10 protein-coding genes are annotated in these 10,662 nt (G+C 71.2%); 4 read left to right on the top strand and 6 right to left on the bottom strand.

Features of this window, described 5'->3' with window-relative positions:
• Nucleotides 1-6: 6 nt before the first annotated feature.
• Both EOINJALH_RS13430 and EOINJALH_RS13425 read right to left on the bottom strand, forming a co-directional pair.
• Nucleotides 7-1,278, bottom strand: coding sequence for an efflux RND transporter periplasmic adaptor subunit (locus tag EOINJALH_RS13430; protein WP_404872760.1), 1,272 nt, complete (start codon nt 1,276-1,278; stop codon nt 7-9).
• A 238-nt stretch (nt 1,279-1,516) separates the two neighbouring features.
• Entirely contained in the window at nt 1,517-1,927 is a 411-nt protein-coding gene (locus EOINJALH_RS13425; protein ID WP_088280872.1) for a rhodanese-like domain-containing protein, read from the bottom strand.
• Between the two features lie 187 nt (nt 1,928-2,114).
• Between EOINJALH_RS13425 and EOINJALH_RS13420 the strand changes: the two genes are divergently transcribed.
• The 3 genes from EOINJALH_RS13420 to EOINJALH_RS13410 are packed head-to-tail and all read left to right on the top strand — an operon-like array spanning nt 2,115 to nt 3,668.
• The gene (locus EOINJALH_RS13420) at nt 2,115-2,483 is read left to right on the top strand and encodes a YidH family protein (RefSeq protein ID WP_088280871.1); all 369 of its coding nucleotides are present in this window, start codon (nt 2,115-2,117) and stop codon (nt 2,481-2,483) included.
• Between the two features lie 46 nt (nt 2,484-2,529).
• Nucleotides 2,530-3,165: a cyclopropane-fatty-acyl-phospholipid synthase family protein gene (locus EOINJALH_RS13415; RefSeq protein ID WP_088280870.1), complete on the top strand. Its 636-nt coding sequence runs from the start codon at nt 2,530-2,532 to the stop codon at nt 3,163-3,165.
• Nucleotides 3,166-3,176: 11 nt separating this feature from the next.
• Nucleotides 3,177-3,668, top strand: coding sequence for an isoprenylcysteine carboxylmethyltransferase family protein (locus tag EOINJALH_RS13410; protein WP_234413827.1), 492 nt, complete (start codon nt 3,177-3,179; stop codon nt 3,666-3,668).
• 19 nt (nt 3,669-3,687) lie between these two features.
• Here the strand turns inward: EOINJALH_RS13410 and EOINJALH_RS13405 are convergent, their stop codons facing one another.
• From EOINJALH_RS13405 to EOINJALH_RS13390, 4 genes are all read right to left on the bottom strand, one after another.
• Nucleotides 3,688-4,680 (bottom strand): tripartite tricarboxylate transporter substrate binding protein, encoded by a 993-nt coding sequence (locus tag EOINJALH_RS13405; protein ID WP_088280869.1) that lies wholly within the window; start codon nt 4,678-4,680, stop codon nt 3,688-3,690.
• 64 nt (nt 4,681-4,744) lie between these two features.
• A complete protein-coding gene (locus EOINJALH_RS13400) occupies nt 4,745-6,457 on the bottom strand; it encodes an ABC transporter ATP-binding protein (protein WP_088280868.1) in 1,713 nt (570 codons plus the stop codon).
• A gap of 9 nt (nt 6,458-6,466) precedes the next feature.
• Nucleotides 6,467-7,522, bottom strand: coding sequence for an ABC transporter permease (locus tag EOINJALH_RS13395; protein ID WP_088280867.1), 1,056 nt, complete (start codon nt 7,520-7,522; stop codon nt 6,467-6,469).
• A complete protein-coding gene (locus tag EOINJALH_RS13390; RefSeq protein WP_088280866.1) occupies nt 7,519-8,457 on the bottom strand; it encodes an ABC transporter permease in 939 nt (312 codons plus the stop codon). The genes EOINJALH_RS13395 and EOINJALH_RS13390 overlap by 4 nt, the downstream gene beginning before the upstream one ends.
• Before the next feature lie 261 nt (nt 8,458-8,718).
• Here EOINJALH_RS13390 and EOINJALH_RS13385 point away from each other — a divergent pair, with 261 nt between their 5' ends.
• On the top strand, nt 8,719-10,584 hold the full coding sequence (locus EOINJALH_RS13385) for an ABC transporter substrate-binding protein (protein ID WP_088280865.1): 1,866 nt from the start codon (nt 8,719-8,721) through the stop codon (nt 10,582-10,584).
• Nucleotides 10,585-10,662: the final 78 nt, after the last annotated feature.

Here is a 10,662-nt window from a genome sequence, read left to right as displayed (position 1 = left end):
GGGCCCTCAGCGCGAGGCCGCCGAGGCGGCGGTGGCCGCCGTGGCCACCGCCGTCCCTGGTGACGAGGCCGGGGCCGAGGCGGGCCGTGCGCCGGGCGGCGACCACGGCACCGGCTTCACCGGCGACGGGCCGCGCAGCTTCTGGAAGCCGTCCACCATCACCTGCTCGCCGGGCTTCAGGCCGTCGGTCACGACCCACTGGCCGTCCTTGCCGGCGCCCACCTTCACCTGGCGCGGGGCGACCTTGCCGTCCGCGCCCACCACCATCACGCTGTCGCCCTGCGACGAGCGCTGCAGCGCCTGCTGCGGCACCAGCATGCCGCCGCCGACGGTGGCCAGCTCGAGCCGGGCGCGCACGTACATGCCCGGCAGCAGCATGCCCTTGGGGTTGGGCACCTCGGCGCGCAGCACGATCTGGCCCGAGCCCGGGTCGACCGACAGGTCGGAGAACAGCAGCTTGCCGGGCTGCGGGTAGGTGCTGCCGTCCTCCAGCACCAGGCGCACCGCGGCCGAGGCCGGCCCGCCGGCGCTCTTGAGCCGGCCGTCGGCGATGGCCGCGCGCAGGCGCAGCACGTCGCCCACCGGCTGGCTGATGTTGACGAACATCGGGTCGACCTGCTGCACCAGCGCCAGCGGCGTGGCCTCGCCTTGGCCCACCAGCGCACCCTCGGTGACCAGCGCACGGCCGATGCGGCCCGAGATCGGTGCGGTGACGGTGGCGAAGCCCAGGTTGATCTGCGCCGTCTGCACCGCGGCCTTGCCGGCGGCCACGTCGGCCTCGGCCTGCTTTTGCAGGGCCACGGCGCTGACGAGTTCCTGCTGGCTGATGGCCTGGGCCTCGGCCAGTGGTTGGTAGCGCGTGGCCTGGGCCTTGGCCGCCACCAGGTTGGCCTCGGCCCGGGCGAGCGACGCCTGGGCGCTGGCCAGCGTGGCCCGGTAGGGCGCCGAGTCGATCTGGAACAGCACCTGGCCGGCCTTCACGTCGCTGCCTTCGCGGAAGCTGCGCTGAAGCAGGATGCCGGCGGCGCGCGCCCGCACCTGCGCCACGCGCGAGGCCTCGGTGCGCCCGGGCAGCTCGGTGAACAGGCCCACCTCGGCAGGCGCCACCGTGACCACGCCCACCTCGGGCGGCGGTGGCGCGGCCGGCGGCGCCGCCGGCGCGTTGCCGCCCTTGCCACAGGCGCCCAGCAAGACCACCGACACCGCGGCGACCAGCGCCGCTGGGGCGACACCAGCGCCCCACATCGAGCCCACGCGGGCCCTCGACCACAAAGACATGCCAGGAACCTTTCGAGACGGGTGGCCGAGGTCGTGCGCCCGGCGGCACGCGGGCACGCTCGATCCGCCTGCGTGCCCCTTCGTCGGGCTGTCACGCCGACGCTCGCGCAGGGGTGCAGCGAGGCGGCTCACGGCGCCGACTGTACAGACCCGCGGGGAAACCCGTGCGCTGGACGGTTTGCCGTGCCCCCGACCTGGCGCCGGGACCCGTCCGCCGCGCCGGTCGGCGCGTGTGCCTTCAGCCGCCCGGCTTGACCATCGGCCAGCCGCGCCGCGCCCACTCGCTCATGCCGCCTTGCACGAAGCGCACGTGGCCGTAGCCGCGTTCGCGCAGCGCCCGCAGCGTGGCGCTGCTGCGGTTCTGCGTGTTGCAGATCAGCAGCACCGGGCGGCTGGGGTCGGTGGGGATCTCGCTGACGCGGCGGCCCAGCTGGCGCATCGGCAGCAGCTTGGCGCCCGCGGCCACGCCGGTGGCGTGTTCTTCGGGCTCGCGGATGTCGATCAGGATGGCGCGCTTCGATTCATGCTGCGCGCGCGCTTCGTCCAGGCTCACCGCATCGGCGTCGGCGGCGTGCAGCGGGCCGGCGGCGGTCAGCACCAGCACGGCCAGCGTGCCGAGGGCGGCGCGCCGCGCACGATCGGGCGACACGCACGGTGAAGGGCAGGGGCGGAGGGGCGTGTGGGCGTGGTCCAAGGTCGGCTCGATTCGAAAGGGCAGGTCACAAGGGGCGATGCCGGTGGGGCCATGTCCCCGGGAGGACGGCTGGCCCGGCTAAAATATCGCCAGTGGCTTATATTTTAGGCCGATCCGCAGCCCACCGAAAGGCAGGCCCCGCATGTCCTACCTAGACGACCCCCGCGTGCTGTTCGCGGCCGAGCGCACGCTGCTGGCCTGGCAGCGCACGGCGCTGGCGCTGATGGGCTTCGGCTTCGTCGTCGAGCGCTTCGGCCTGTTCCTGCGCATGGTCGGCAACCAGCCGCTGTCGCCGTCGCAGCGGGGCTTCTCGCTGTGGCTGGGCGTGGGCCTGCTGCTGATGGGGGCTGCGGTGGCGGTGATCTCGGCGCTGCAGTTCCGCACCGTGGTGCGTGGCCTGGGCGAGCAGGAGATCCCGCGCGGCTACTGGACGAACTTCGGCGTCTGGCTCAACTTCGTGCTCGGGGCCGTCGCACTGGCGCTGGCCCTGCATTTCGTCACCAGCTCGTGAAGCCGCCCGCGGCCCGCTGCCGCCCTACCTAATGCCACCGGACGCCATGACCACCGCCCCCGCCTCACCCTTCGCCGACCCCGCCGGCACCTGGAACCGCCGCTTCGCCGAAGACGGCTACCTGTTCGGCACCGAGCCCAACGCCTGGCTGCGCGAGCACGCCGGCGTCTGGGCGCCCGGCGACCGCGTGCTGTGCGTGGCCGACGGCGAGGGCCGCAACAGCGTGTGGCTGGCCGGCCGCGGCCTGGTGGTCGACGCCTTCGACATCGCCGACGTGGGCGTGGCCAAGGCCCGGAATCTGGCGGCGCAGCAGGGGGTGGCCGTGAACTTCACCGTGGCCGACTGCGACGCCTACGACTGGCCCGTGGCCGCCCTCGACGGCGTGGCAGCGATCTTCGTGCAGTTTGCCGACCCGGCGCTGCGCGCGCGGCTGTTCGCAGCCATCGTGCGCAGCCTGAAGCCCGGCGGCACGCTGGTGCTGCAGGGCTACACGCCCAAGCAGCTGGACTACCGCACCGGCGGGCCGCCGGTGGCCTCGCACCTTTACACCGAGCCGATGCTGCGCGAGGCTTTCGCCGACCTCGACATCGTCACGCTGCGCGAGTACGAGGCCGACGTGGCCGAAGGCAGCGGCCACCTGGGCCGCTCGGCGCTGATCGGCCTGGTGGCGCGGCGGCGTTGACGGGGCAGGCCGTGGCGTCCGATCCTGGCCCGCAAGAGCCGCAGCACCCGGCCCCGAACGAGGGCCTGGGCCGCACGCTGGTGGTGCTGCAGTTCGCACTGATCGGTGGGCTGGCGCTGCTGGCGGCACCGGCCATCCTGGGCGGGCGGGCACCGTCCGGCGCATGGTGGCTGGCCGCGGCGGGCGCGGCCGTCGGCGCCTGGGCGCTGGCGGCCAACCGGCCGGGCAACTTCAACATCCGCCCCACGCCGCGGGCCGGCGGGCAGCTGGTCGACCAGGGCCCGTACCGCTGGATCCGCCACCCGATGTACACCAGCGTGGGCGCGCTGGCGGCGGCCTGCGTGGGGGCCGCGCCGTCGGCGTGGTCCGCAGGGGCCGCGCTGGCGCTGGCCGCGGTGCTGGGCACCAAGGCCCTGCTGGAAGAGCGCTGGATGGCCGCTGCACATCCGGGTTACGCAGGCTACCGCGCGCGCACCCGGCGCTTCCTGCCGGGGCTCTTCTAGGCCGGGCGCCGGGCCCGGCTCAATCGACCTTGGCGCCCGAGGCCTTCACCACCTTGGCCCACTTGGCGGTCTCGTCGGCGATGAACTTGGCGAACTCGGCGCTGGTGATGCCGCTGGGGATGGCGCCCTGCGCCTGCAGCCGTTCCTTCAGCGCGGCGCTGCCCAGCGCCTTGGCGGTTTCCTGCTGCACGCGGTTGACCGCGTCCATCGGCGTGCCGGCCGGGGCCACCAGGCCGAACCACGAGCTGGCCTCGTAGCCCTTCAGCGCCGGGCCGCCGGCCTCCTCGATGGTCGGCACGTCGGGCAGCGCGGCCGAGCGCTTGGCGCTGGTCACGGCCAGCGCCTTGAGCTTGCCGCTCTTGATGTGCGGCAGCGCCGAGGGCAGGTTGTCGAACATCACGTCCATGCTGCCGCCCATCAGGTCGATCAGCGCCGGGCCCGATCCGCGGTAGGGGATGTGCAGCATGAAGGTGCCGGTCATGCTCTTGAACAGCTCGCCCGACAGGTGGATGGAGGTGCCGTTGCCCGAGCTGGCCATGTTGAACTTGCCCGGGTTGGCCTTGGCGGCCTTGACGAAATCGGCCACCGAGTTGATGCCGTACTTCTGCGCCATCGCCGGGTTCACCACCAGCACGTTGGGCACGCCGGCCACCAGGGTGACGGGCACGAAGTCCTTCACGTGGTCGTAGGGCATCTTGGGGTACAGCGCAGGGTTGATGGCGTGGGTGCCCACCGTGCCCATCAGCATCGTGTAGCCGTCGGCGGGCGACTTGGCCACTTCGGCACCGGCGGTGTTGCCACCCGCGCCGGGCTTGTTGTCGACGACGAAGGGCTGGCCGAAGGCCTTCTGCAACTCGGGCGCCATCGCCCGGGCCAGGATGTCGGTGGTGCCGCCGGCCGCGAAGGGCACGACGATGCGCACTGCCTTGGTCGGCCACGTCGCTTGCGCGGCAGCACAGAAGGGCACGGTCAGCAGGGCAACGAGTGCGATCTGGCGGCGTGTGAAGCTCATGTCGGGTCTCCTTGTGTTGTCGACGCAGTGTGCCGCGGGCCCGGGGCGCCGCGGCTGCGCGGGATCAGGCCGCCGGCTGCCAGCCGCGCGGCACGGCGCTGAGCAGGCGGCGGGTGTAGTCCTCGCGCGGCGCGGCCAGGATCTGCTCGGCGCTGGCCTGCTCGACCACCACGCCGTCCTTCATCACCAGCACCTCGTCGCTGATGAAGCGCACCACCGCCAGGTCGTGGCTGATGAAGACGTAGCTCAGGCCGAGCTCGTCCTGCAGGTCTTTCAGCAGGTTGAGTACCTGGGCCTGCACCGACACGTCGAGCGCGCTCACCGCCTCGTCGAGCACCAGCACCTCGGGGTCGAGCGTCAGCGCGCGGGCGATGGCGATGCGCTGGCGCTGGCCGCCCGAAAACTCGTGCGGGTACCTGCCGAAGGCGCGGTCGTCCAGCCCCACCTTGCCCAGCAGCACGCGGGCGCGCTGCTCGCGCTCGGCCAGGTCTTTGCCGATGCCGTGGATGACCATCGGCTCGACCAGTGTCTGGCCGATGGTGAAGCGCGGGTTCAGGCTGGCATAGGGGTTCTGGAAGACGATCTGGATGCGCCGGCGCATGGCCTGGCGCTCGCGGTCGGTCAGCGTGAGCAGGTTGCGGCCGTCGAAGATGACCTCGCCGCCGGTGGGCTCGTGCAGGCGCAGCAGCGTCAGGCCCATCGTCGTCTTGCCCGAGCCCGATTCGCCCACCACGCCCAGCGTGTGGCCGCGCCGCAGCTGGAAGTTGACGTTCTGCACCGCCTTGAACTCGCGCTTGCCGAACAGGCCCTTGGGCAGCCAGAAGCTCTTGGCCAGCGAGCGCACCTCGAGCACCACCGGCGCGCTGGCGTCCTTGGCCTGCGCCTGGCGCACCGTGGCGGCCGCGGTGCCGTTGCGCACGGCAGTCTGCGCGGCGATGTGGTCGTCGATCACCATCAGACGCGCCGGGTTGCCGGTCAGGCTGGGGCGGCAGGCCAGCAGCGCGCGGGTGTAATCATCTTGCGGCGCCGAGAAGATGCGCGCCACCGGGCCCTGCTCGCGCACCTGGCCGTGGCGCATCACCACCACCTGGTCGGCGATCTCGCCCACCACGCCGAGGTCGTGGCTGATGAACAGCACGCTCATGCGGTGCTTTTCTTTCAGCCCCGCGATCAGCTCGAGCACCTGGCGCTGGATGGTCACGTCCAGTGCGGTGGTGGGCTCGTCGGCGATCAAGAGCTTGGGCTCGCAGGCCAGGGCCATCGCGATCATCACGCGCTGCTGCTGGCCGCCCGACAGCTCGAAGGGGTAGGCGCCCAGGCGGCGCTTGGGCTCGGGGATGCCCACCTCGTGCAGCAGCGCCTCGGCCTTGTCCATCGCCGCGCGACCGGCCAGACCCAGGTGGCGGCGCAGCGGCTCGACCAGCTGCGCGCCGATGGTGAACACCGGGTTCAGCGAGGTCATCGGGTCCTGGAAGACACAGGCGATCTCGCGGCCGCGCAGCGCCTGCAGCTCGGACAGCGGCGCCTGCAGCAGGTCGCGGCCCTGCCACAGGATGCGGCCGCTGCGCTCGGCGTTGTCGGGCAGCAGGTTGAGGATGGACATCGCGGTGACGCTCTTGCCCGAGCCCGACTCGCCCACCAGCGCCACGGTGCTGTTCTCGGGGATATCGAAGCTGACGCCCGCGCCGTCGCGGCCCACCGCGTGCGCGTACTGCGCTACGCCGCCCGACTTGCCCATGCGGAAGCGGACGTTCAGGTCCTGGATCGACAGCAGCATGAGGGTGTCCTATTCGAGGCCGCGGAGCTTGGGGTCGAGCGCGTCGCGCAGCGCATCGGCCATCAGCGAGAAGGCGGTGACGAAGACGCACATGAAGCCGGTGGCCGCCACCAGCTGCCACCAGTGGCCCAGGATCAGCTCGGACTGTGCCTCCGACAGCATGGTGCCCCAGCTGACCTGGTCGATCGACACGCCCAGGCCCAGGTACGACAGGATCACCTCGGCCTTGATGAAGCCCACCACCAGCAGGGACATGCGCACCAGCACGACGTGGCTGATGTTGGGCAGGATGTGGCGGAACATGCGCGAGCCGATCGACGCGCCGATGGCCTCGGCCGAGCGCACGTACTCGCGGCTGCGGTGCTTCATGAACTCGGCGCGCACCTGGCGGTACAGGCCGGTCCAGCCGGTGAGGCCGAGGATCAGCACCACGGTGCCGATGCCGCGGCCGAACACCGCCGCGAAGGCGAAGATCAGCAGGATGCCGGGGATGGCTTCGAAGACGTTGTACAGCCATTCCAGCAGGTCGCCCACCTTGCCGCCGAAGAAGCCGCCGGCCGCCCCCAGCAGCGTGCCGATCAGCGTGGCCACCAGGGCGGCCATCACGCCCACGAACACCGAGATCTCGGTGCCCTTGATGGCCTTGCTCAGCACGTCGCGGCCCAGCCTGTCGCCGCCGAACGGCAGCGTGGCCGCCTTGGCCGTCTCGGTGGTGCCCAGCAGCTTGGCGCGCTCGGCCCACTCGACGTAGCGCGGCGCCAGCGGGTCGATCGCCGACAGGTCGACGTTGGGGCCCTTGGGCGCCTCGATCACCGCGGCCGCGGCTTCCTTGGCCGGGCCCATGAAGGTGGGCGGTGCGTTGGGCACGCCCACTTCCTTCTGCCAGCCGCCGGCCACCAGGCCCAGCGCTGCCAGCGCGATCAACGCCAGGAAGGCCAGCACGATGACCAGCGACACCACGCCCACGCGGTCGGTCTTGAAGCGCCGCCAGGCGGCGTGCCACACGCCTTCGGAGCGCTCCAGCACCACGGGTGCCGCCGTGCCGGGTTGGAGGATGGCGCTCATTTCAGGACGACCCGTGGATCGACCAGCTTGAACAGCAGGTCGGTGATGAGGTTGATCGACATGCTCAGCACGGCCAGGTACACGGTGACGGCCTGGATCACGGGGTAGTCACTGCGGTTGACCGCCAGCAGCACCTCGCGGCCGAGGCCGGGGATGGAGAAGAAGGTCTCGATCAGGAACGAGCCGACGAATACGCCGGGCAACTGCAGGCTGATGTTCGTGAGGATCGGGATCATCGCGTTGCGCAGCACGTGCTTGAACAGCACCGTGCCCTCGGTCATGCCCTTGGCGCGCGCGGTGCGCACGTAGTCCTGGCCCAGCTCGTCGAGGAAGAAGCTGCGGTACAGCCGCGTCTGCGGCGCCAGCCCCACCATCACCGCCAGCAGCACCGGCAGCGGCACGTAGGTGACGAGGTTGGTCCACAGGCTGTCGCCCCAGCCCTGCACCGGGAACCAGCCCAGCTGGAAGCCGAACACGTACTGGCCGACGATGACGTAGACCAGGAAGCTGATCGACAGCGCCACGGTGGTGATGACCATGATGCTGCGGTCGGTGAGCGAGCCTCGCTTGTAGGCCACCCACATCGCGAAGGGCAGGGCCAGCAGCACGTCGAGGATGAGGATGGGCACCATCACCGTCAGCGTGGCGGGCAGGCGGGTGGCGAACAGGTTGCCCACCGACTCTTGCGTGGCCCAGCTCTTGCCCCAGTCGAAGGTCAGGATGCCTTTGACGAAGATCCAGAGCTGCACCCACAGCGGCTCGTTCAGGCCGAGCTGCTGGCGGATGGCGTCCACCTGCTCGGCGGTGGCGTTCAGGCCGCCCAGGATTTCGGCCGGGTCGCCGCCGAACAGCTTGAACAGCAGGAACACCAGCAGCACCACCCCGGCCAGGGTCGGGATCATCTGCCACAGGCGCCGGATCAGGTAGGCCACCATCGAACGTCGCTCCAGGCGGGGCGTCGCTCGTGACGACAGACCCCTGTTTTTCGAGATGGGCGAGTGTAGGGGAGCGGCCCTCGCAGCCCGATGCGCATTTGCCCTGCGTCGGGATGGGGTTCCACCCCCTCGGTGTGCGGGGAAATGGCGAGCCGCCGGGCCGCGCCGCGCCGCTAGACTCGCCGCTTTCCGACGCTTTGCCGTCGCCTGCGGCGCCACCCCTGCCGACGGCCGCGGCGCGAGAGGCTGAAAGGCCACCCCATGATCCGAAGAACCCTGCTGGCACTCGTCACGAGTGGGCTGCTGGCGAGCGCCCTGCCGGGCCTGGCGCAGGCGCCCGCAGCGGCGGCCGCACCGGCGCAGGTTCCAGCCACGACCCCCACGACCGCGGGGGCCAAGGTGCTGCGCTATGCCTTCCCGATCGCCGAGACCGGCCTCGACCCGGCGCAGATCTCGGACACTTATTCGCGCGTCATCGCGGCCAACCTGTTCGAGGCGCCGCTCACCTACGACGCGCTGGCCCGGCCGGCGCGCGTGGTGCCGCAGACGGCCGCCGCGATGCCCGAAGTCAGCGACGACTTCAAGACCTTCACCTTCCGCCTGCAGCCCGGCATCTACTTTGCCGACGACCCGGCCTTCAAGGGCCGGCGGCGCGAGCTGGTGGCGCAGGACTACGTCTACTCGTTCAAGCGGCACTACGACCCGCAGCACAAGAGCCCCAGCCTGTACCAGCTCGAGAACGCCAAGGTGCTGGGCCTGTCCGAGGTGCGCCAGCGCGCGCTCGACAGCAAGCAGCCCTTCGACTACGACGCCGAGGTCGACGGCCTGCGCGCACTCGACCGCTACACCTTCCAGGTGCGTCTGGCCGAGCCGTCGCCGCGCTTCCACTACGTGCTCGCCGACGGCGCGGTGATGGGCGCCGTGGCCCGCGAGGTGATCGAGGCCTACCCCGGCCGCGCGATGGAACACCCGGTGGGCACCGGGCCCTTCCGGCTGGCCGCCTGGAAGCGCTCGTCGAAGATCGTGCTCGAGCGCAACCCCGGCTACCGCGAGGTGTACTACGACGCGCAGCCCCCGGCCGACGACCCCGGCGCGCAGGCCATCGCCGCCGCATTGAAGGGCCGGCGCCTGCCGATGATCGACCGCGTCGAGGTGAGCATCGTCGAGGAGTCGCAGCCGCGCTGGCTGGCCTTCCTCAACGGCGAGCACGACATGCTCGAGCGCCTGCCCAACGAGTTCGCGCCGCTGGCCATCCCCAACGACCGGCTCGCGCCGAACCTGCAAAAGCGCGGCGTGCAGATGGTGCGCGTGCCGGCCGTCGATGCCACGCTCAGCTACTTCGGCATGGAGCACCCGGTGATCGGCGGCTACACGCCCGACAAGGTGGCGCTGCGCCGCGCCCTTGCGCTGGCCTACGATTCCAGCCTCGAGATCCGCCAGGTGCGCAAGGGCCAGGCGGTGCAGGCGCAGGCGGTGATCCCGCCGCTGCTCACCGGCCACGACCCCGCGCTGAAGACCGAGATGAGCGAGCACAGCGTGGCCCGCGCCAAGGCCCTGCTCGACCTGTACGGCTACACCGACCAGGACGGCGACGGTCTGCGCGACCTGCCCGACGGGTCGCCGCTGGTGCTCGAATATTCAAGCCAGCCCGACCAGCTGTCCAAGCAGCTGCAGGAGCTGTGGCGCAAGGCCATGGCGTCCATCAACGTGCGCATCGAGTTCAAGATCGCCAAGTGGCCCGAGCAGCTCAAGGCCAGCCGTGCCGGCAAGCTGATGATCTGGGGCGTGGCCTGGGTGGCCACCAGTCCCGACGGGGGCTACTTCCTCGAGCTGATGTACGGCCCGAACAAGGGCCAGGCCAACCATGCGCGCTTCGACCTGCCGGCCTTCAACGACGTGTACCGGCGCCTGCAGGTGATGCCCGACGGCCCCGGGCGCGATGCGCTGATGCGCGAGGCCAAGTTGCTGGGCGTGGCCTACATGCCGTACAAGGTGAACAGCCACCGCATCCTCACGGACCTGACCCAGGCCCATGTGTTCGGCTACCGCCGCCACCCCTTCATGCGCGATTTCTGGCGCTACATCGACATCCGGCCCGCCACGGGCCCCGGCACGAGACCGTCATGACACTGCACCACCTGCTCGCCGCGATCGGCCTTGCCCTGGTGGCGACGGCCGCGCCAGGTGGTCGTACTGGTACAGCGC

Source organism: Ideonella sp. A 288, assembly GCF_002198735.1.
GTDB lineage: Bacteria > Pseudomonadota > Gammaproteobacteria > Burkholderiales > Burkholderiaceae_C > Pseudaquabacterium.
Note: the sequence above shows the minus strand (reverse complement) of the source record. Positions and strands in the feature narration are given on the sequence as shown.